Here is a 19,530-nt window from a genome sequence, read left to right as displayed (position 1 = left end):
TCAGCGGTATTTTGTCAGAGAAACTTTGAATAGTGACTGTCGTCAGGTTCAGCAGAACGCCGTATGCTGCGCTCCCGCCAGCGGGTAAATACCACAGACGGATGCAGTGTCAGCGGGCCGGAGCCACTACCGCCTGCCGGAGCTGGTGAAGGTTTAAAGAGCGGCGCATCAAACAGGCGCGTATACCGCTGTTTAAACCATGCCAGAGGACAGGAAGAAAGCTGGTTGTCGCTGTCATGACGTATCAATACTTCGCAGCTGAATTCAGGATTAACCAGCGCCACGGAGGGAGACGCTTCAATTAATCGGATGATTGTGACGGTCCAGCCACGTTCATGCTGCCAGCGTTCGCCGGGTTGCGGATAATTACGCATGTTCACCTCCGCAGGGAATGCGACCGGCAAAGCTCAGCACATAGTCCGGGGCAAGTCTGCGCCGCGCTGACCGCTCGTTATCTGCGGTGATCCTTAACATCACAGGACGGGCATTGCGTTGACTGCGGTTGATCGCAGCAAATAACCAGGTACACTTCTGTTTAGCCATCTTCGTTGCCTCATATAGCGGTTTGGTCAGATGCCTGATTTGTGTTCCAGCACAGTTCGGGCATTGTTTTTTTGTAGCTTTGATGTTTATAATGGTAATTACCATGTAGGTTAATATAGGGTCTGGTCATCACCATGTCAACACCAAAAGAAAAACGTTCACCTCCTTTCCAGATGCGTCTTACAGATGAGTTCCGCCAACAACTTGAAGAAGAAATGCGCAAAGATGGAGATTCAGCTCTTGCATCTTGGATCAAGCGAATTTTGCGTAAAGAGCTACTAAATCGTGGCATCGATCCAAAGAATTGATTAATTGATGGGGGAGAATTTTTTCTCCCCAACTTAGTTAAGGTTTCCATTATATTCCCTTTATTCCCGCTGATTGTGCTTTAACCCACTGCCTAATTTCTTGTGCATCGTAGATTGTTACTCTCTCGGTTAATCGGGTCGCCTGTGGAAAACCGGGTTTATTTTTGGTCCAGCGCCAGAGAGTCACTGAACTGATGTTGAGAAAATCAGCAGTATGTTTAGCTCTGGCATTGCCTGACAGGGGGTAATTTTTGATTGTCATATGAATCACCTGCAATCCTACTTAACGTAATGAAACGAACGGATGCAGGCTACTTTTAGGTGTGCAGCAATGCGCGGAGTTTTTGAAAACTCGTCAGAATTATCAAAAATTATCTACCTTTTACCTGCCCTTTGAAGCCAGTCATCTAAAGTATCATCAGTGATTTCAGGGAATTCCATCTCAGGGCCTGCTTTTCTGCTTAGGTGATCTTTTATTTGAGTAATAGATGAAAATCTCATCATTTCTTCCGTTACCTCCAGAGCATTCATCAGGGATGCTATGTAGGTTGATTGTTTTGCTGTAGTCCTGATTTTCGGTATTTCAGTTGTTTGGTATGATGTTAATGTTCTTGCGTCTTTATCCTTGCTTATTACTGGCATGTGTATGCCGGATAAAGCATGTTTATTTATATATTCGATATAGTAACCAGTGATTTGCAATTGATAGTTTTTATCATTTATATCAGGTGCATTATCAGACAAATATTGTAAATATTTTATGTCAAATTCTGCTTCATTTTTTAACTTTCCGGGAAATTGATTGTTTATCAAAATTGGAGATATCAGCTGAAACCTATCTCCATCTGGTTTAAATTCAGGGTTCTCCTCACTAAATAAGCAAAGTTCAATAGGATCAATGAATCCTGTATTTATTGCAGAAAGAATATTTCTATCTACAGGCCAAATCCCTCTTAAATATGCTTGTACTAAATAATATTCATCAGTTTCAACAAAGTGAAAATTGTCAGGGATGTGAAATCTACCCGATTTAAATTTGTCAGAATAAATATAGGATTTATTGTCTTCTGAGGTGGTTAATTCGCTGTTTAATGATTGGACCTGTTCAAATACATTTCCATCTGATTTTAAAAAAGGGGTGTAGAAATAATAAAGCATTTGAAAGTTGATACACAAGTTTATTTTTCCTGTGTAACACCAATGGAATATATCATCTGTTTCACATTCAAGTATTTTTGCTGCTCTTGATATGGGGCAATATTCTAATGGGGCTAATCCATTACGTTTCCAAATGTTTTTTTCGTTATGTTTGCTCATTATTTTACCACCTTAAGCATTGCCAAGGGTTTTTCACTAATTTCATAGGGTGCAATATAACTTTCACAATTGCTGCTTATATAATGTGACCACCATTGCATCATTCTCCGGCGTTCTTGCATGTGTTGTGCCAGGTGAACATAAGCCGCTCGCACTTCATTTCGTTCTTGATGGCTCATTTGCCGTTCCACTGCATCCCTAGACCATAACCCTGATTCTGTCAGGGCTGAGCACGCCATTGCTCTAAATCCATGAAGGCAAATGTCCACCTGCGTGTCGTACCCCATAATCCTCAATGACTTATTAACCGTGTTCTCACTCATCGGCTTGTAAGGGTTACTATCTCCGGGGAAAATAAGCTCATACTCACCACTTATTTTCTTAATGGCTTCGAGAACATCAATAGCTTCGTTAGATAATGGAACATAATGAATGCTACCCATTTTTGCCCCGCGTTCTGAATATTTTACCCCCTCAATTCTTTTTCTTTGAGCAGGAATAGTCCACATCGCAGTTTCAAAATTAATTTCCTCCCATCTTGCGTGTCTCAGTTCACTGGAGCGAACAAAGGTATGAAGGGAAAATAATACCGCCAACTTAGTTAACGGCCTCCCTGTATAGCTATCAATTTTTGATATTAATTCGGGTAATCGTTCTAAAGGAAGTGCAGGGCGATGCTTTATTTTGGGGTTGGCAATTGCTCCTCTTAGATCATGGGTAGGGTTGTATTCAACAATTCCACGCTGAATAGCGTACCGGAAAACACTTGCAAGAGTAGTTTTCACTCTTCCTGTTGTCGCTCCAATTCCCTGATCACTCATCCTCACCAATAATGGCAACAGATCACTTGTTTTTAATGAGTCGATGGGTTTATTTCCGATAAATGGGAAAATATGATTTTCCATTTCTCTCAAAATTTTAATGCGGGTAATCTCTTTCCATGAGGGATGGCCTATAGAGCCTTTATGCCACTCTAAAGCGATTGTCTGGAATGTAGCCGAGGTGGATTCTGTTGGCGCTGCTTTTTTAGATACTCTGGGGTCAACACCGTCGGCTAAAAGTTGCCTTGTTTCATCTCTGCGCTTACGGGCAAGTGCCAGCGAAACGTCTGGGAAAACGCCCAAAGCCAGCGTAGCTTGTTTGCCGTTAAATCTGTAGTTCATTCGCCATGCCTTGGTCCCGTTCTTTTTAACTAAAAGATACAGACTGCCGCCATCCGTCAGTTTGTAGTCTGTTTCTTTGGGTTTAGCATTTTCAACTTTCTTAGGTGATAGCTCATTTAGTGCCATGGAGGGTGATCTTTGTTGTCAGTTGATGGTATCGGCTTATCGAACCGTGAGTACCATCAACGATACCATCAGAATCATGTAATGTCATGAAATGAACTGAAACCATGTTCAAGGCGTCAAGCCCTGATTTTGCTGGCTTTAAGGGAGGAGGTGAAGTGTGTTGAAACGTGATGAAATGAAAGGGTATTGCCCCCTGCAGGAATCGAACCTGCAACTAGCCCTTAGGAGGGGCTCGTTATATCCATTTAACTAAGGGGACGAAGCGGCAAGAGTATAGCGTTATTTACACTTTTCGTTAAGCGCATTGCCGCCTGACTGGTCAAAGAGTCACCGTTCACGCCGATTTTTCGGCAGTTTTATCCTTTTTTTCCTGAGCCTTAAGCTCGGCCTTACGCTTGTTGGACATGTCGTTACGGATTTGCGCATGGCTCAGCAGCGCAAAGATAAAGGTCCCGCCACAAATGTTGCCTGCGAGGGTAGGCAGGGCGAACGGCCAGAAAAAGTCGCTCCAGTGGAGTGTGCCGTTAAATACCAGATAAAGGATTTCAACAGTTCCGACAACAATGTGTGTGGTATCGGCGAGTGCGATAAGCCAGGTCATCAGGATAATTACCACGATTTTCGCGCTACCCGCTGACGGGAACATCCAGACCATAGTGGCGATGATCCAGCCGGAAATTATGGCATTAGAGAACATTTCAACCGGCGTGTTTTTCATCACATCCATGCCAATTTTCACAAATGCGTCGCGGGTCGGTTCATCAAATATTGGCATATACTCGAACGCCCAGGCGGCTATGCCCGTACCGATCAGGTTCCCCAGCAGCACGACGCTCCACAGGCGCATCAGTAAACCGAAATTACCGAGGGTCGGATTTTGCATGACGGGCAGTACGGCAGTGACGGTATTCTCCGTAAAAAGCTGCTGTCGCGCCATAATGACGATAATAAAGCCGAACGTGTAGCCTAAATTTTCCAGCAAAAACCCGCCCGGTACGCCTTCCAGCTGAACGTGAAATATCCCTTTGGCGAGCAGAGAGGCACCCATCGACAGACCGGCTGCAATGGCTGACCACAGCAGGGCCATCGCGTCGCGCTCCATCTCTTTTTCCCCGTCCTGGCGAATATGCTCATGAATAGCCATGGCGCGCGACGGCAGGCGATCTTCATCGACTTCTATCTCTTCTCCCCGGTCTTTCTCCTCGCTTTCAATCTCATGTTCCTCTTTGCTTTCACCAATTTTCTCTTCGCTAATGTCTTTCATAACAGCTCCTTCGGGGTAATTGCTCATTTAAGCGTAGCGGCTTTTAGCGCTTTCCCCGTGGGGATGCTCTTAAATTGCTGAAAATGGCAATAAAGGTGAGACATCTCTTTCAAAGCCAATATAAAATTGCCAGCGAAACGAATTCCGAAAGACAGGCTATGCTGAAATTAGCGTGATGACGCGAGCGGGTCGTCATTGTCCTTGTAGACATCGGTAAGCGTGCTGTTACAATCACTTGCACGTTTCAGGCGGAGCATCTCAGGCTCCGTCACAGATGGCATTCAACGATAGCCATATTGAACAGGGAGAAATTTATGAAGCTTCGGCTGTCGGCGCTTGCGCTGGGCGTAACAATGCTTGTGGGCTGCGCCAGCTCTGGCGAGCAAACGGGACGCTCCGATCCTCTCGAAGGATTTAACCGTTCAATGTACAGCTTTAACTATAATGTGCTGGATCCATATTTGGTTCGTCCGGTTGCCGTGGCATGGCGTGACTATGTTCCGCAGCCGGCGCGTAACGGGCTGAGCAACTTTACCAGTAACCTGGAAGAGCCAGCGGTTATGGTGAACTACTTCCTCCAGGGCGACCCGTATCAGGGGATGGTGCATTTCACCCGCTTCTTCCTGAACTCCCTGCTGGGTATGGGCGGCTTAATTGATGTCGCGGGCATGGCGAACCCGAAATTACAGCGTGAACAGCCGCACCGTTTCGGCAGCACGCTGGGTCACTATGGCGTAGGTTATGGTCCGTATGTGCACCTGCCATTCTACGGCAGCTTTACCGTGCGTGATGATGGCGGCGACATGGTGGATACGCTGTATCCTGTACTGTCATGGCTCACCTGGCCGCTGTCGATTGGTAAATGGACCGTGGAAGGAATTGAAACGCGTGCGCAACTGCTGGATTCTGATGGTCTGCTGCGTCAGTCTTCCGATCCGTACATCATGGTCCGCGAGGCCTACTTCCAGAACCATGACTTTATTGCCAACGGCGGTAAGCTGAAGCCGGAAGATAATCCGAACGCGAAAGCCATCGAGAACGAATTAAAAGATATCGATTCGGAATAAATAAAAAAGGTGAGCAATGCTCACCTTTTTTAATCGTGTTGGGATTAGAACGCGTAGTTGAAGTTGGTACCAAACAGCCAGGCTTTACCTTCAGAGGAAAACTCGTACGGGCCTTCCTGGAAGGTCACCTTCTGGCCATGCATGTACGACACGCCCGCGTCGATAGAGGCATTCTCGTTGAACACGTAGGTTGCCCCCGCACTCACCCAGAAACGGTCCTGATCCGGAATGGAGATAGAACGTTTATCGGCCGGTACCGGGCTGTCATCAAATGCCACGCCGGTACGGAACGTCCAGTTGTCATCCATATAATAGGTCGTACCAAGCGCGATGCGGTATGCATCGTGGAAGCTTTCGTCTTTATAGAACAGCGTCTGGCCGTTGCTGCCGGTGGCTTTAAGCTCCTCGAACTGGCTCCAGCTGGTATACGCGAGGCTGTAGTGAATTGCCCACTGCGGCGCAACGCGGTTATAACCTGACACTTCCCACATTTCTGGCAGATGCAGCGACAGTGAGCCCGGTACGGTTTGATTCGAGGTACCCCATGGAATGGTGGTGCCCGCGCCTGGGACCATACCGTTGACTGGGCTCAGGATGCCGCTTTTGTAATCGCCATCGAAATCAATTTTCACTTCTGAGCGATAGGTCAGACCCCAGCGGTTGTTTTTATCCAGTTCATACAGGATACCGGCGTTCCAGCCGTAACCCCATTCATCACCTTTCAGGCTGGCAATTTTATTGCTGTTTTTCGGCAGTGCAGCAGTTTGCTCCCCGGAGTAACGCTCGATTTTTGCATCGGCGTAGACAGCATCAAAGCCCAGACCAAAGCTCCAGTTATCGTTCAGACGATATGCGCCGCTCAGGTTGAGGTTCAGGGTCGTCAGGTCGGTTTTACCGCCGTATTCACCGGCCGGATAGTTGTTATTGAACTCCGTTGCCAGGCCATAGTTAGAGGTGACAGAGGCACCCCAACCAAACTGTTCATTGATTGGCGCAACAAAGTGCAGGTTAGGCACCCACGCGGTCGGCGCAATGTTATCCGCCTTCAGATCTGCGCCGGTGAACTGAGATTTGCCAGAAATATTGACATCAGGATCGATGTAAACCGCACCGGCAGAGAAGGTAGGGCGATCAAACATCATGATCAGTGCCGGGTTACGACTCGCGTTGCCTGCGTCATCGGCAATCGCACCTTCCCCGGAATACGCACGGCCAAGGCCAGAGGAAGAAAATTCGTTTAACTGGAAGCCCGCTGACCAGGCGGACGTTGAGACGATTGCCACTGCAACTGCTAAAGCAGTTTGTTTGAACAGGGTTTTCTGGCTCATGACCATAACCTCATTGAGTTATTTTTATTCAATAATTGTTACATACCGTAACAGGAGCGCGAAGTGTAGGGTCTGAGGTATGACTTACAAATCAGACCAGTGGCGAGAGTATAGGTCTGACCAGCTGGGATGTTGCAAGTTTGTTTATTAATATTTTCAGATATGTTTCTTGAAACGAGATCTGGTTGGCAAAATTGTGACCAGTGCGATTCCTCTGAAAAGGGGAATTTTGTTTTAGATCATTTTTTAGTGTGATATTGCTCACTTATCCGATTTTGCGCCATTAACGGCTGGAGGGGGCTCGTCCGGGGGCGTAAAATAGACGCATCGTGTTTATCTCGCGCCCTGCGCGAATACAGAGGAAATTGAGCTATGAGTAAATGCAGTGCTGATGAAACCCCGGTTTGCTGCTGTATGGATGTTGGCACCATTATGGACAACACCGATTGCACCGCCTCTTACAGCCGCGTATTCCCTAACCGCGCTGAAGCGGAAGAGACGCTGGCCGCGCTGAGCCAGCGCGCGCGTGAAGTCGAATCCGATCCGTGTGAAATCAAATCCACCTTCACGGAAGTGGAAGGCGGCGTGCGGCTGGATATCGACTTTGTGTTCGCCTGCGAAGCAGAAACGCTGATCTTCCAGCTGGGCCTGCGTTAATACTTTTTGCACGGGCCTATGATCGTGTAGGCCGGGTAAGGCAACGCCGCAACCCGGCAACAAATCTCACAAATGCCTCTGCCATGCAGGGGCATTTTCTTTTTCTTCTCTGTGCCTTAGCTCGCAATTTTTCGCTTCCCCAATTGGCTCAATGTAAAAAAATAGTTAAGACTATTATCAGGTCAGACCACTTAATGTGTGCGCAAAATTTTTTTACAGGGGAGTGTTATGAGTCAGGCATTACCGCTTATCACCCGACACGGTGACCGCATTGCCATTGTCAGCGGGTTACGTACGCCGTTTGCGCGTCAGGCAAGCGCGTTTCACGGTATACCGGCTGTCGATCTGGGAAAAATGGTGGTGGGGGAGATGCTGGCTCGCAGCGAGATCCCGCCAGAGGTTATTGAGCAACTGGTTTTCGGCCAGGTGGTGCAAATGCCGGAAGCGCCCAATATCGCACGTGAAATCGTGCTGGGCACCGGCATGAATGTTCACACCGACGCATACAGCGTCAGCCGCGCCTGCGCCACCAGTTTCCAGGCGGTGGCGAACGTGGCGGAAAGCCTGATGGCGGGGACCATTCGCGCGGGGATCGCCGGCGGCGCGGATTCCTCATCCGTGCTGCCCATCGGTGTGAGCAAACAGCTGGCCCGCATCCTCGTGGATGCCAACAAAGCCCGGACCACCGGTGCGAAGCTCAAACTCTTCTCGCGTTTACGTCTGCGCGACCTCATGCCCGTGCCACCTGCCGTTGCTGAATACTCCACCGGCCTGCGTATGGGCGACACTGCCGAGCAGATGGCAAAAACCTACGGTATTACCCGCGAACAGCAGGATGCACTGGCGCATCGCTCGCATCAGCTCGCTGCGAAGGCCTGGTCGGAAGGCAAACTTGCCGACGAGGTGATGACGGCTTACATCCCGCCTTTCCGCGAACCGCTGGTGGAAGATAACAATATCCGTGGCACCTCGACGCTGGAGGATTACGCAAAACTGCGCCCGGCGTTTGATCGTAAACATGGCACCGTTACGGCGGCCAACAGTACGCCACTGACGGACGGTGCCGCCGCCGTGATCCTGATGACGGAATCCCGGGCGAAAGAGCTTGGCATCACACCGCTGGGCTATTTGCGTAGCTACGCCTTTACCGCCATTGATGTCTGGCAGGACATGCTGCTCGGTCCGGCCTGGTCCACGCCGCTGGCGCTGGAGCGTGCGGGGTTGACGCTGGCTGACTTAACCCTGATCGATATGCACGAAGCCTTTGCCGCACAAACCCTGGCAAACATTCAGCTGCTGGCAAGCGAGCGCTTCGCGCGCGATGTACTGGGCCGCGCCCACGCGACCGGCGAAGTGGATCAGAGTAAGTTTAACGTGCTTGGCGGATCCATCGCCTACGGCCATCCATTTGCGGCGACCGGCGCGAGAATGATAACCCAGACTTTGCACGAGCTGCGTCGCCGCGGCGGCGGTTTTGGTCTCGTTACCGCCTGTGCGGCGGGCGGCCTGGGTGCAGCAATGGTTCTGGAGGCTGAATAATGGAAACGACATCTGCATTTAATCTGGCTGTTCGCCTTGATAACGTGGCTGTTATCACCATTGATGTACCCGACGAAAAGATGAACACCCTGAAGGCCGAGTTCGGCGTTCAGGTGCGTGCGATGCTCAGACAGATCCGCGAAAACAAAGCGATACGTGGCCTGGTATTTATCTCGGCAAAGCCGGATAACTTTATTGCCGGGGCCGATATCAACATGATTGCACGGGCGAAAAGCGCTCAGGAAGCAGAAGACCTGGCGCGTCAGGGGCAGCAGGTAATGGCGGAGATCCATGCGCTGTCGATACCCGTTGTCGCTGCGATCCACGGGGCCTGCCTGGGCGGTGGGCTTGAGCTGGCGCTGGCCTGTCACAGCCGCATTTGTACCGACGATGCGAAAACGGTACTCGGACTGCCGGAGGTTCAGCTTGGATTGCTGCCCGGTTCAGGGGGCACGCAGCGCCTGCCGCGTCTGGTGGGCGTCAGTACGGCGCTGGAGATGATTTTAACCGGTAAACAGCTGCGCGCCCGTCAGGCGTTAAAGGCGGGTCTGGTTGATGAGGTCGTTCCGCACGCCATCTTGCTTGAAGCCGCTGTTGAGCGGGCGCTGAAAGGTCGTCAGGCGAAACGCCCTCTGCCGGTGCGCGAGCGTATCCTCGCCGGGCCGCTGGGGCGCACGCTGCTGTTCAATATGGTGGGTAAAAAAACCGAGCAAAAAACCAAAGGGAACTATCCGGCAGCGACGCGCATTCTGAAGGTGATTGAAACCGGTTTATCGCAGGGCAGCAGCAGCGGTTATGCTGCGGAAGCGAAAGCCTTTGGCGAGCTGGCGATGACGCCGCAGTCGCAGGCGCTGCGCGGCATTTTCTTTGCCAGCACGGAGGTTAAAAAAGATCCGGGCAGTGAAGCTGAACCGGCTCCGCTGCGCGCCGTTGGCGTTCTGGGTGGTGGGCTGATGGGCGGCGGCATCGCATTTGTCACCGCCAGCAAAGGCAAATTGCCCGTACGTATCAAAGATATCAACCCAAAGGGTATCAACCACGCGTTGCAGTACAGCTGGCAGAACCTTGATCGCAAAGTGAAACGCCGCCATATCAAGGCCAGTGAGCGTGATAAAACCCTCGCGATGATCACTGGCGCCACCGACTACAGTGGGTTTGCACACCGCGATCTGGTGATTGAAGCCGTGTTCGAAGATCTCGCCCTTAAGCAGCAGATGGTGGCGGACGTTGAACAGCATTGCGCGCCGCACACTATTTTCGCGTCAAACACCTCGTCTTTGCCGATCGGCGACATCGCGGCGAAAGCCGTGCGCCCGGAGCAGGTGATAGGGCTGCACTATTTCAGCCCTGTCGAAAAAATGCCGCTGGTGGAGGTTATTCCACATGCCACAACCAGCCCGCAAACTATTGCCACCGTGGTGAAGCTGGCGAAAAAACAGGGCAAAACCCCGATTGTGGTCGCGGACAAAGCCGGCTTTTACGTCAACCGCATTCTGGCGCCGTACATTAACGAAGCGATGCGGTTGCTGACGGAAGGGGAGAAAATTGAGCACGTCGATGACGCCCTGGTGAAGTTTGGCTTCCCCGTCGGCCCAATCCAACTTTTGGATGAGGTAGGAATTGATACGGGGACTAAAATTATCCCTGTGCTGGAAGCGGCTTATGGCGATCGTTTTGCGCCGCCTGCAAACTTTGTTTCCGCAATTTTGAAGGACGATCGCAAAGGCAGAAAAAATGAACGCGGTTTCTATCTTTACGCCGCGAAAGGGCGTAAAAGCAAGAAACAGGTCGACCCTTCAGTTTATGCGCTTATTCCTGTCACGGGTCAGGGAAAACTGTCGGCGGTTCAGTGTGCTGAGCGCTGCGTGATGATGATGCTCAATGAAGCGGCGCGCTGCTTTGGTGAGCAGGTGATCAAAAGCGCGCGCGACGGCGACATCGGCGCCGTGTTTGGTATCGGTTTTCCGCCATTCCTTGGCGGCCCGTTCCGGTATATGGATACCCTCGGGGCGGGTGAAGTGGTTGCGATCCTGCAACGTCTGGCCTCGCAATACGGTCCACGGTTTACACCTTGTGACGAATTATTGCAGATGGCGGAACGGGGTCAGACATTCTGGCCCGCAAGGGAAACTGATTGCGTAAACTGAAGTCAAAGAAGGGTAAATCCTGAGGTGATGGAACCTGTTCTGGCGAAATTGTAAACAGAGATTGACTATACTTACGCCATTGAGGTAAAAAACAGCGTTTCATTCACCGAATGGATCAGGCACAATGCCCGGCCATCGGGTTTTCTACCTCAGAGCATTAATCGCGGGTAGTTAACGCCGGTGATTCTGGTTAACAAAAGCGGTGCAATATGCAAGTTTTTATCATGCGTCACGGCGACGCGGCACTCGATGCCGCCAGTGACTCAGTACGTCCTTTAACCGTCTGTGGCTGCGACGAATCCCGTCAGATGGCGACATGGCTTAAAGGTCAAAAAGTGGACATTGAACGCGTTCTGGTGAGTCCGTTCCTGCGGGCAGAACAGACGCTGGATGTGGTAGGGGAGTGTATGAACCTGCCATCCAGTGTGGATGTTCTCCCTGAACTCACGCCGTGTGGCGATGTTGGCCTTGTCAGTGCTTACCTTCAGGCGCTGTGCAATGAAGGTGTCGCTTCCGCACTGGTCATTTCCCACCTGCCGCTGGTCGGCTATCTGGTATCTGAGCTGTGCCCGGGCGAAACGCCACCGATGTTCACAACGTCCGCCATTGCCAACGTCACCCTCGACGAAACCGGCAAAGGGGTCTTTAACTGGCAAATGAGTCCGTGCAACCTGAAGATGGCAAAAGCCATCTGACGTGACGTGCGATATGGCGGGGTGCAGCGTGCCTCCCGCCATCCTGTCAGGGCAATTCTGGCGGCTGCCACTCCTCCACCTCAATCAATACCAGCAATGCGGCATCTCCGCCGTACTCTTTTGGCGCCTGATGAAAAGCCATCACGTGTGGATGCTGAGCCAGCCACAGCGGTGTCTGTTGCTTAAGAATATGTTTGCCGTGGCCGTGCATCACGCAGGCGCAAAAAACATGCTCGCGACGACATGCCGCGATCAACGCCCCCAGCTCCTGTTTCGCCTGCATCTGGGTCAACCCATGCAGATCGAGGAACAGCTCCGGCGAGTAATCTCCCCGGCGTAATTTTTTCAGTTCAAAATGGCTGACGTCTTCGCGCACGTATTTCACCGCACCCTGCGTATTTAGCAGCGGCTGAAACTCATCTGAAAAATAGTGGCTGTTATCGGCCTGCTCCTGGAGCAACCGTTTGACCGGTACCTCGCTGACTTTTTTACGCTGCGGGCGATGGACAATGGTGTCGTGCGTGATTTGACGCGTCCCGGTCATCAGCTGGCGGAATAGAGCCTGATCCTCCTCACTGAGCGATGTTTTCTTTTTCATTCGTCATTCTCATCTCGTATTTCCGATAGTGTACCCGACTAAACGCATTTTTTAACCTCAAGCGGTACGCGTCATTGCTGATTTATCGCCGTCTTCATGGCAAACTAGCCGCCGAAAATTATGCGAGCATGCCCTGGAGGAAAGAGTGGATAAAATTTTTGTCGATGAAGCAGTAAACGAGCTGCATACCATACAGGACATGTTGCGCTGGTCGGTTAGCCGCTTCAGCGCCGCCAATATCTGGTACGGACACGGTACCGACAATCCGTGGGATGAGGCCGTGCAGCTGGTGCTGCCGTCTCTCTACCTGCCGCTGGATATTCCGGAAGACATGCGCACCGCGCGCCTGACCTCCAGTGAAAAACACCGCATCGTTGAGCGCGTGATCCGTCGCGTAAACGAGCGCATTCCGGTGGCTTACCTGACCAACAAAGCCTGGTTCTGCGGCCACGAATTCTACGTTGATGAGCGCGTGCTGGTGCCGCGTTCGCCGATTGGCGAGCTGATCAACAACCATTTTGACGGCCTGATTAACCATCAGCCGCAGCACATTCTTGATATGTGCACCGGCAGCGGCTGCATCGCCATTGCCTGCGCGTACGCCTTCCCGGAAGCGGAAGTGGACGCCGTCGATATCTCCACCGACGCGCTGGCCGTCACCGAACACAACATTGAAGAGCACGGGCTGATTCATCACGTCACGCCTATCCGCTCTGACCTGTTCCGCGACCTGCCGACGCTGCAATACGACCTGATCGTCACAAATCCGCCGTACGTGGATGCAGAAGATATGTCCGACCTGCCGAACGAGTATCGTCACGAGCCGGAGCTGGGCCTGGCGTCAGGTTCTGACGGGCTGAAGCTGACCCGCCGCATCCTGGCCTGCGCGCCGGATTATCTGACCGACGACGGCGTTCTGATTTGTGAAGTAGGCAACAGCATGGTACATCTGATAGAGCAGTACCCGGATGTGCCGTTCACCTGGCTTGAGTTCGACAACGGCGGTGACGGCGTCTTTATGCTGACCAAGGCGCAACTGCTTGATGCACGCGAATACTTCAGCATTTACAAAGATTAATCCAGCGGGCTTCGGCCCGTTTCACAACGCTCAAACACAAACAACAACATCGGAGCCGTGATGGCAGGAAACAGTATTGGACAGGTATTCCGTGTGACCACCTTTGGCGAGTCGCACGGTCTGGCACTGGGTTGTATCGTTGATGGCGTCCCGCCAGGCATCGAACTGACCGAAGCCGATTTACAGCATGACCTTGACCGTCGTCGTCCGGGTACCTCTCGCTACACCACGCAGCGTCGCGAGCCGGACCAGGTCAAAATTCTCTCCGGCGTATTTGAAGGCCGTACCACAGGAACCAGCATTGGTCTGCTGATTGAAAACACCGATCAGCGTTCTCAGGACTACGGCGCGATTAAGGACTTTTTCCGTCCTGGTCACGCCGACTATACCTACGAACAAAAATATGGCTTTCGCGACTATCGCGGCGGCGGACGTTCTTCCGCGCGTGAAACCGCGATGCGCGTGGCGGCAGGGGCAATTGCCAAAAAATATCTCCAGCAGAAATTCGGCATCGTTATCCGCGGCTGTCTGTCCCAGATGGGCGACATTCCGCTGGCAATCAAAGACTGGGATCAGGTAGAGCTCAACCCGTTCTTCTGCGCCGATGCCGACAAGCTGGACGCGCTGGATGAGCTGATGCGTGGCCTGAAAAAAGAGGGCGACTCCATTGGTGCGAAAGTCACCGTGGTGGCCGACGGCGTGCCGGCTGGCTGGGGCGAGCCGGTATTTGACCGCCTTGACGCCGACATCGCCCACGCGCTGATGAGCATCAACGCGGTGAAAGGCGTCGAAATCGGCGATGGTTTTGACGTGGTCAAGCTTCGCGGCAGCCAGAACCGCGACGAAATCACGAAGGCGGGTTTCCAGAGCAACCATGCGGGCGGCATTCTGGGTGGCATCAGCAGCGGGCAGCAAATTATTGCCAATATTGCGCTGAAGCCAACGTCCAGCATTACCGTCCCGGGCCACACGATTAACCGCGCTGGCGATGAAGTTGAGATGATCACCAAAGGGCGTCACGATCCGTGCGTGGGGATCCGCGCGGTGCCGATCGCAGAAGCGATGCTGGCGATCGTGCTGATGGATCACTTCCTGCGCCAGCGCGCGCAGAATGCGGATGTGACGACCACCATTCCACGCTGGTAACTATGAAAAAAACCGCAATCGCTCTGCTGGCGCTGCTGGCCAGTGGAGCAAGCCTGGCCGCTACGCCGTGGCAGAAAATCACCCACCCGGTAGCGGGGAGCGCGCAGTCCATTGGCGCTTTCTCCAACGGGTGTATCGTCGGCGCGCAGGAACTTCCGCTGCAATCGGATACCTATCAGGTGATGCGCACCGACCAGCGCCGTTATTTCGGCCATCCTGACCTGCTGCTGTTTATTCAGCGTCTTGGCAACCAGGTGCATAACCTGGGGCTGGGGACGATGCTGATTGGCGATATGGGGATGCCTGCCGGTGGTCGCTTCAACGGCGGTCACGCCAGCCACCAGACCGGACTGGATGTGGATATCTTCCTGCAATTGCCGAAAACGCGCTGGAGCTCAGCGCAGCTGCTGAAACCGCAGGCGCTGGATCTGGTCTCGGCCGACGGTAAACGGGTCGTCGCCTCGCGATGGTCGCCGGAAATTTCCAGCATGATTAAGCTGGCGGCAGAGGATAACGACGTCACGCGGATCTTTGTTAATCCGGCCATTAAGCAGCAGCTTTGCCTGGATGCGGGAACGGATCGCGACTGGTTGCGTAAAGTGCGCCCGTGGTTCCAGCACCGGGCGCATATGCATGTTCGCCTGCGCTGTCCGGCGAACAGCCTGGAATGTGAAGATCAGCCGCTGCCACCGCCTGGCGATGGTTGTGGTTACGAACTGCAAAGCTGGTTTGAACCAGCCAAGCCTGGAACCTCTAAGCCTGAGAAGAAGACACCGCCTCCGTTGCCGCCTTCCTGCCAGGCGCTACTGGATGAGCATGTACTTTAATGGATAATTTCGTCGATCTGTTCATGGTGTCACCGCTGCTGCTGGCGGTGCTCTTTTTTGTTGCGATGTTAGCCGGATTTATCGATGCCCTGGCGGGCGGCGGCGGGTTGCTCACCGTTCCGGCGCTGCTGGCGGCAGGCATGAGCCCTGCCCAGGCGCTTGCCACCAACAAACTCCAGGCATGCGGCGGTTCGCTCTCCTCGTCGCTCTATTTCATCCGGCGCAAAGTGGTGAATCTCGCCGATCAGAAGCTCAATATCCTGATGACGTTTATTGGCTCAACGGCGGGTGCGCTGCTGGTCCAGCACGTACAGTCCGACATTCTGCGCCAGATCCTGCCGCTGCTGGTTATTTGTATCGGCCTCTATTTCCTGCTGATGCCAAAGCTCGGGGAAGAAGATCGACAGCGTCGTCTTCACGGCCTGCCGTTTGCGCTGATTGCCGGTGGCTGCGTCGGTTTTTACGATGGCTTCTTTGGCCCGGGGGCAGGTTCGTTTTATGCGCTGGCATTCGTGACGCTGGCCGGATTCAACCTCGCCAAATCCACCGCCCACGCCAAAGTCCTCAACGCGACCTCCAACGTTGGCGGTCTGCTGCTATTTATCATTGGCGGCAAGGTTATCTGGGCAACCGGGTTTGTGATGATGGCAGGGCAGTTTTTGGGCGCGCGCGCAGGCTCGCGTCTGGTATTAAGCAAAGGACAAAAGCTGATCCGCCCGATGATTGTTGTCGTCTCGGCGGTGATGAGCGCCAAACTTCTTTATGACAGCCATGGACAGGAGATCCTCACCTGGTTGGGGATGAACTAATGAACAGTACGCATAACTACGAACAGCTGATTGAGATCTTCGATAGCTGTTTTGCTGATGATTTTAATACCCGTCTGATTAAAGGGAACGACGAACCGATCTATCTTCCTGCTGATGACGAGGTTCCGTATAACCGCATCATCTTTGCCCACGGATTTTACGCCAGCGGTTTGCACGAAATTTCACACTGGTGTATCGCCGGGAAAGCGCGTCGCGAGCTGGTGGACTTTGGTTACTGGTACTGCCCGGACGGGCGCGACGCCGCCACCCAGGGGCAGTTCGAAGATGTGGAGGTGAAACCTCAGGCGCTCGAATGGCTGTTCTGCGTAGCGGCGGGTTTCCCGTTCAACGTAAGTTGTGACAACCTCGAAGGTGACTTCGAGCCAGACCGTATCGTCTTCCAGCGCCGCGTTCATGCGCAGGTGATGGAAAATCTTGAGAAAGGCATCCCTGCACGTCCGGCACGCCTGATCGAGGCTTTACAGAATTATTACCACACGCCGGAGATCACGGCGGAATGCTTCCCTTGGCCGGAAGATCTTTAACAGAGGAAAGAAGATGATCGCAGAATTTGAATCACGCATTCTGGCGTTAATTGATGACATGGTGGAACACGCCAGTGATGATGAGCTGTTCGCCAGCGGTTATCTGCGTGGTCACCTGACGCTGGCGGTAGCCGCGCTGGAAGCCGGGGACGATCACTCTGCCGACGCCGTTCACGCGGAAGTCACTCGCAGCCTGGAAAAAGCCATTCTGGCCGGGGAACTCTCTCCGCGCGACCAGTCTTTAGTGCTGGGCATGTGGGACAATTTGTTCCAGCAGGCGAAAGCGAAGTAAGTGTATCACCGCCCTCTCCCACAGGGAGAGGGCCGGGGTGAGGGCACCAGACCGCACCCTACTTGACCATTTTCCCCTTCAGCAATTTCCGCACCCACAGTCGGTTTGGATTCAGCCCCGCGAGCGTAACCCTGTCCAGCGGAACCGGCTCGTCGCTCATTTGCGCGGCTAACGCTTCAGCCAGCAGCGGCGCGGAGCACAATCCCCGCGAGCCTAAGCCACCCAGCATAAACAGCTCGGGATGAACGGGCGCGCTTACCGCCGTTTCTTTGTTGTCAGCAAGATCCTGATAGACTTCAAGCGTGGCGTCATAGTCCGGCACGTTTCCCGCCATCGGCAGGTGATCGCGGGTCGCGCAGCGTACGCCGCAGCGCGCCTGACCCTCACCGACATTCACCTCTTTTGCCCACGACGCATCCGGGAAACAGTCGAGCAGGCGCTGGCGGTTTTGCTGCTGATCCGCTTCGCTGTACTGCATATCTGTTTCACCGCGATGGTAGCTGGCACCGATGCAGTGATGGCCGTTGGACGGATTTTGCGGCGTCAGGTAGCCGTCGTAACACAGCACCTGACGCAGTTTGCTCAGTTGGGGGGCGGCAGGAATATGGCTCACCTGGCCGCCGACCGGATAAACCGGCAATGATGCTGTCTGGGTAAACTTGCTGATATGATGCCCGTTGGCCAGCACAACGCTGGCATGCTGGGCCTCTTTGCCGTCAGCGAAACGCAGTTTCCAGTGCGCAGTGCGGCTTAGCGATTGAACCTTATGGGCATAATGCACTGTCAACCCACACGACTGCCCGAGGGCTATCGCCGCAGAAGTCAGTTCAGCCGGACACAGCCAGCCGCCGAGTGGATACTGAATACCCCCGCAGCCGGTGTCGACGCCAGCGGTCTCGGCAACCTGCTGTGCCGTCACTGCATGGGCGATGGCCTCCGGCAGACCCAGCGACAGCATTTGTGTGATTTTCAGCTGGCTCTTCTCGTCCCAGCCGAGCTGCGTCACGCCGCACCAGTTGTGGTCGAACGCAACCGGCAGGCTATCGTAAAGGCGGCGAGCAAACGTAAACGCCGCCGGGAAGAACTGGAACAGTGCCGGATCGTGTGAACTTAATAAGGGATAAAGCGCGCCCTGACGGTTGCCTGATGCGCCCGTCGCCGGCGCCTCGTCAGCGCAGTAGAGCGTCACCTGCCAGCCACGGTGCAGCAGCGCCAGCGAGAGCAGGGCGCTGGCGATACCCCCGCCCACAATGGCGACCTCACGCGAGGTGCTGGCGCGACGGGCAAACCAGGGGGCCTGCGCCGGGATCGCCAGATCCTGTTCCATCACCCCGACCAGCATGTCGCGTTTGCGGCCAAAGCCTTTGGTTTTCCGCATGGTAAACCCCGCCTCCTGCAACCCACGGCGAACAAATCCCGCCGAGGTGAAGGTAGCAAGCGTCGCGCCCGGGCGCGCCAGACGTGCCATGGCGCTGAACAGGTGCGGGCTCCACATGTCCGGGTTTTTGGCGGGCGCAAAACCGTCCAGGAACCAGGCGTCCACCTTCTGATTCATTGAGTCATCAAGCTTATCGGTCAGGTCATTAATGTCGCCAAGCCACAGGTCGAGCGTGACGCGTCCGTCGTCCAGAATCAGACGATGACAGCCACCGATAGCCGGAGGCCACTGGGCCTGAAGCTGTTCCGCCCAGTGGGTAAGCTCCGGCCAGCGCTGATGGGCAAGCCGCAGATCGTGCGCGGTAAGCGGAAATTTTTCGAAACTGATGAAATGTAATCTTTGTAAGGTAGCCTCGGGGTGTGCAGCGCGAAACTGGTCGAACGCCTGCCAGAGGGTCAGAAAATTCAGCCCGGTGCCGAAACCGCTCTCCGCTACGACAAACAGGCTGCGCGGATGCTCAGGGAAGCGGGTGCTGAGATGATTTCCTTCGAGGAAGACATAGCGCGTCTCTTCCAGTCCGTTATCATTAGAAAAGTAGACGTCATCAAAATCTCGGGAAACAGGTGTACCCTCAGTGTTGAATTCGAGGTTGGCAGGTTGTATGGCGTTTTGTTTCACGTAAGTTACTCGTCCGACAGGCAGT

21 protein-coding genes and 1 tRNA gene are annotated in these 19,530 nt (G+C 53.4%); 12 read left to right on the top strand and 10 right to left on the bottom strand.

The genetic code is table 11. From position 1 onward, the window contains the following. Positions 1-14 precede the first annotated feature (14 nt). Together AC4OVU_RS15515 and AC4OVU_RS15510 are read right to left on the bottom strand one after the other, a co-directional pair. A complete protein-coding gene (locus AC4OVU_RS15515) occupies positions 15-374 on the bottom strand; it encodes a hypothetical protein (RefSeq protein ID WP_033560137.1) in 360 nt (119 codons plus the stop codon). Beyond that, complete coding sequence (locus tag AC4OVU_RS15510) at positions 367-543, bottom strand: host cell division inhibitor Icd-like protein (protein ID WP_001118612.1); 177 nt, start codon at positions 541-543, stop codon at positions 367-369. Before AC4OVU_RS15510 ends, AC4OVU_RS15515 begins: the two co-directional genes overlap by 8 nt. 134 nt (positions 544-677) lie before the next feature. Here AC4OVU_RS15510 and AC4OVU_RS15505 point away from each other — a divergent pair, with 134 nt between their 5' ends. Beyond that, complete coding sequence (locus AC4OVU_RS15505) at positions 678-851, top strand: hypothetical protein (protein WP_162837907.1); 174 nt, start codon at positions 678-680, stop codon at positions 849-851. 49 nt (positions 852-900) lie between these two features. Here the strand turns inward: AC4OVU_RS15505 and AC4OVU_RS15500 are convergent, their stop codons facing one another. From AC4OVU_RS15500 to AC4OVU_RS15480, 5 genes are all read right to left on the bottom strand, one after another. Then, positions 901-1,113, bottom strand: a complete 213-nt coding sequence (locus tag AC4OVU_RS15500) for a helix-turn-helix transcriptional regulator (protein ID WP_000153152.1) — start codon at positions 1,111-1,113, stop codon at positions 901-903. 113 nt (positions 1,114-1,226) lie between these two features. Then, a complete protein-coding gene (locus tag AC4OVU_RS15495) occupies positions 1,227-2,168 on the bottom strand; it encodes a hypothetical protein (protein ID WP_275153058.1) in 942 nt (313 codons plus the stop codon). Then, positions 2,168-3,457, bottom strand: a complete 1,290-nt coding sequence (locus AC4OVU_RS15490; protein ID WP_491928741.1) for a tyrosine-type recombinase/integrase — start codon at positions 3,455-3,457, stop codon at positions 2,168-2,170. The genes AC4OVU_RS15495 and AC4OVU_RS15490 overlap by 1 nt, the downstream gene beginning before the upstream one ends. 187 nt (positions 3,458-3,644) lie before the next feature. Then, positions 3,645-3,716, bottom strand: a tRNA-Arg gene (locus AC4OVU_RS15485). 75 nt (positions 3,717-3,791) lie between these two features. Continuing rightward, positions 3,792-4,721: a formate/nitrite transporter family protein gene (locus tag AC4OVU_RS15480; protein ID WP_017383457.1), complete on the bottom strand. Its 930-nt coding sequence runs from the start codon at positions 4,719-4,721 to the stop codon at positions 3,792-3,794. A 314-nt stretch (positions 4,722-5,035) separates the two neighbouring features. Here AC4OVU_RS15480 and mlaA point away from each other — a divergent pair, with 314 nt between their 5' ends. Beyond that, positions 5,036-5,788, top strand: coding sequence for a phospholipid-binding lipoprotein MlaA (gene mlaA / locus AC4OVU_RS15475; RefSeq protein ID WP_003861365.1), 753 nt, complete (start codon positions 5,036-5,038; stop codon positions 5,786-5,788). A gap of 44 nt (positions 5,789-5,832) precedes the next feature. On the opposite strand, the gene fadL is transcribed toward mlaA, so the two are convergent. Next, on the bottom strand, positions 5,833-7,116 hold the full coding sequence (gene fadL / locus AC4OVU_RS15470) for a long-chain fatty acid transporter FadL (protein ID WP_110292324.1): 1,284 nt from the start codon (positions 7,114-7,116) through the stop codon (positions 5,833-5,835). A gap of 372 nt (positions 7,117-7,488) precedes the next feature. Between fadL and AC4OVU_RS15465 the strand changes: the two genes are divergently transcribed. The 4 genes from AC4OVU_RS15465 (at position 7,489) to sixA (ending at position 12,154) form a co-directional block, all read left to right on the top strand. Beyond that, positions 7,489-7,773 carry a YfcZ/YiiS family protein gene (locus tag AC4OVU_RS15465; protein ID WP_017383455.1) on the top strand — a complete coding sequence of 95 codons (285 nt, stop codon included), beginning with the start codon at positions 7,489-7,491 and terminating at the stop codon, positions 7,771-7,773. A 228-nt stretch (positions 7,774-8,001) separates the two neighbouring features. Then, entirely contained in the window at positions 8,002-9,312 is a 1,311-nt protein-coding gene (fadI, locus tag AC4OVU_RS15460) for an acetyl-CoA C-acyltransferase FadI (RefSeq protein WP_110292325.1), read from the top strand. Next, positions 9,312-11,459, top strand: coding sequence for a fatty acid oxidation complex subunit alpha FadJ (gene fadJ / locus AC4OVU_RS15455; RefSeq protein WP_023295098.1), 2,148 nt, complete (start codon positions 9,312-9,314; stop codon positions 11,457-11,459). Before fadI ends, fadJ begins: the two co-directional genes overlap by 1 nt. Before the next feature lie 209 nt (positions 11,460-11,668). After that, on the top strand, positions 11,669-12,154 hold the full coding sequence (gene sixA, locus AC4OVU_RS15450; RefSeq protein ID WP_003861375.1) for a phosphohistidine phosphatase SixA: 486 nt from the start codon (positions 11,669-11,671) through the stop codon (positions 12,152-12,154). Positions 12,155-12,200: 46 nt separating this feature from the next. On the opposite strand, the gene smrB is transcribed toward sixA, so the two are convergent. Further along, positions 12,201-12,752 (bottom strand): endonuclease SmrB, encoded by a 552-nt coding sequence (gene smrB, locus AC4OVU_RS15445; RefSeq protein WP_015572246.1) that lies wholly within the window; start codon positions 12,750-12,752, stop codon positions 12,201-12,203. Positions 12,753-12,897: 145 nt separating this feature from the next. Here smrB and prmB point away from each other — a divergent pair, with 145 nt between their 5' ends. From prmB to AC4OVU_RS15415, 6 genes are read left to right on the top strand one after another with little or no spacing between them, the layout of a single operon-like run. Then, positions 12,898-13,830: a 50S ribosomal protein L3 N(5)-glutamine methyltransferase gene (gene prmB / locus AC4OVU_RS15440; RefSeq protein ID WP_003861381.1), complete on the top strand. Its 933-nt coding sequence runs from the start codon at positions 12,898-12,900 to the stop codon at positions 13,828-13,830. 60 nt (positions 13,831-13,890) lie between these two features. Next, complete coding sequence (gene aroC, locus AC4OVU_RS15435; RefSeq protein WP_110292327.1) at positions 13,891-14,976, top strand: chorismate synthase; 1,086 nt, start codon at positions 13,891-13,893, stop codon at positions 14,974-14,976. 2 nt (positions 14,977-14,978) lie between these two features. Then, positions 14,979-15,803, top strand: coding sequence for a penicillin-insensitive murein endopeptidase (mepA, locus tag AC4OVU_RS15430; protein ID WP_110292328.1), 825 nt, complete (start codon positions 14,979-14,981; stop codon positions 15,801-15,803). After that, complete coding sequence (locus AC4OVU_RS15425; RefSeq protein WP_003861386.1) at positions 15,803-16,612, top strand: sulfite exporter TauE/SafE family protein; 810 nt, start codon at positions 15,803-15,805, stop codon at positions 16,610-16,612. Before mepA ends, AC4OVU_RS15425 begins: the two co-directional genes overlap by 1 nt. Continuing rightward, positions 16,612-17,157 (top strand): elongation factor P hydroxylase, encoded by a 546-nt coding sequence (locus tag AC4OVU_RS15420; RefSeq protein WP_110292329.1) that lies wholly within the window; start codon positions 16,612-16,614, stop codon positions 17,155-17,157. The genes AC4OVU_RS15425 and AC4OVU_RS15420 overlap by 1 nt, the downstream gene beginning before the upstream one ends. 13 nt (positions 17,158-17,170) lie before the next feature. Beyond that, positions 17,171-17,449 (top strand): YfcL family protein, encoded by a 279-nt coding sequence (locus AC4OVU_RS15415; RefSeq protein ID WP_017383451.1) that lies wholly within the window; start codon positions 17,171-17,173, stop codon positions 17,447-17,449. Between the two features lie 58 nt (positions 17,450-17,507). Here the strand turns inward: AC4OVU_RS15415 and mnmC are convergent, their stop codons facing one another. Next, positions 17,508-19,505, bottom strand: coding sequence for a bifunctional tRNA (5-methylaminomethyl-2-thiouridine)(34)-methyltransferase MnmC2/FAD-dependent 5-carboxymethylaminomethyl-2-thiouridine(34) oxidoreductase MnmC1 (gene mnmC / locus AC4OVU_RS15410; RefSeq protein ID WP_110292330.1), 1,998 nt, complete (start codon positions 19,503-19,505; stop codon positions 17,508-17,510). Between the last annotated feature and the right edge of the window lie 25 nt (positions 19,506-19,530).

The sequence above is a fragment of the Enterobacter sp. 6722112 genome, from assembly GCF_058661685.1.
The sequence above is the reverse complement of the archived record's forward strand: the minus strand, read 5'-3'. Positions and strand labels throughout refer to the sequence as shown.

Coding starts and splice junctions, on each gene's coding strand:
- AC4OVU_RS15480 (WP_017383457.1), bottom strand. CDS start 4,721: ATGAAAGACATTAGCGAAGAGAAAATTGGTGAAAGCAAAGAGGAACAT.
- AC4OVU_RS15465 (WP_017383455.1), top strand. CDS start 7,489: ATGAGTAAATGCAGTGCTGATGAAACCCCGGTTTGCTGCTGTATGGAT.
- AC4OVU_RS15500 (WP_000153152.1), bottom strand. CDS start 1,113: ATGACAATCAAAAATTACCCCCTGTCAGGCAATGCCAGAGCTAAACAT.
- AC4OVU_RS15505 (WP_162837907.1), top strand. CDS start 678: ATGTCAACACCAAAAGAAAAACGTTCACCTCCTTTCCAGATGCGTCTT.
- AC4OVU_RS15490 (WP_491928741.1), bottom strand. CDS start 3,457: ATGGCACTAAATGAGCTATCACCTAAGAAAGTTGAAAATGCTAAACCC.
- sixA (WP_003861375.1), top strand. CDS start 11,669: ATGCAAGTTTTTATCATGCGTCACGGCGACGCGGCACTCGATGCCGCC.
- AC4OVU_RS15515 (WP_033560137.1), bottom strand. CDS start 374: ATGCGTAATTATCCGCAACCCGGCGAACGCTGGCAGCATGAACGTGGC.
- smrB (WP_015572246.1), bottom strand. CDS start 12,752: ATGAAAAAGAAAACATCGCTCAGTGAGGAGGATCAGGCTCTATTCCGC.
- fadI (WP_110292325.1), top strand. CDS start 8,002: ATGAGTCAGGCATTACCGCTTATCACCCGACACGGTGACCGCATTGCC.
- AC4OVU_RS15420 (WP_110292329.1), top strand. CDS start 16,612: ATGAACAGTACGCATAACTACGAACAGCTGATTGAGATCTTCGATAGC.
- fadL (WP_110292324.1), bottom strand. CDS start 7,116: ATGAGCCAGAAAACCCTGTTCAAACAAACTGCTTTAGCAGTTGCAGTG.
- aroC (WP_110292327.1), top strand. CDS start 13,891: ATGGCAGGAAACAGTATTGGACAGGTATTCCGTGTGACCACCTTTGGC.
- AC4OVU_RS15495 (WP_275153058.1), bottom strand. CDS start 2,168: ATGAGCAAACATAACGAAAAAAACATTTGGAAACGTAATGGATTAGCC.
- AC4OVU_RS15510 (WP_001118612.1), bottom strand. CDS start 543: ATGGCTAAACAGAAGTGTACCTGGTTATTTGCTGCGATCAACCGCAGT.
- AC4OVU_RS15425 (WP_003861386.1), top strand. CDS start 15,803: ATGGATAATTTCGTCGATCTGTTCATGGTGTCACCGCTGCTGCTGGCG.
- fadJ (WP_023295098.1), top strand. CDS start 9,312: ATGGAAACGACATCTGCATTTAATCTGGCTGTTCGCCTTGATAACGTG.
- mepA (WP_110292328.1), top strand. CDS start 14,979: ATGAAAAAAACCGCAATCGCTCTGCTGGCGCTGCTGGCCAGTGGAGCA.
- AC4OVU_RS15415 (WP_017383451.1), top strand. CDS start 17,171: ATGATCGCAGAATTTGAATCACGCATTCTGGCGTTAATTGATGACATG.
- mlaA (WP_003861365.1), top strand. CDS start 5,036: ATGAAGCTTCGGCTGTCGGCGCTTGCGCTGGGCGTAACAATGCTTGTG.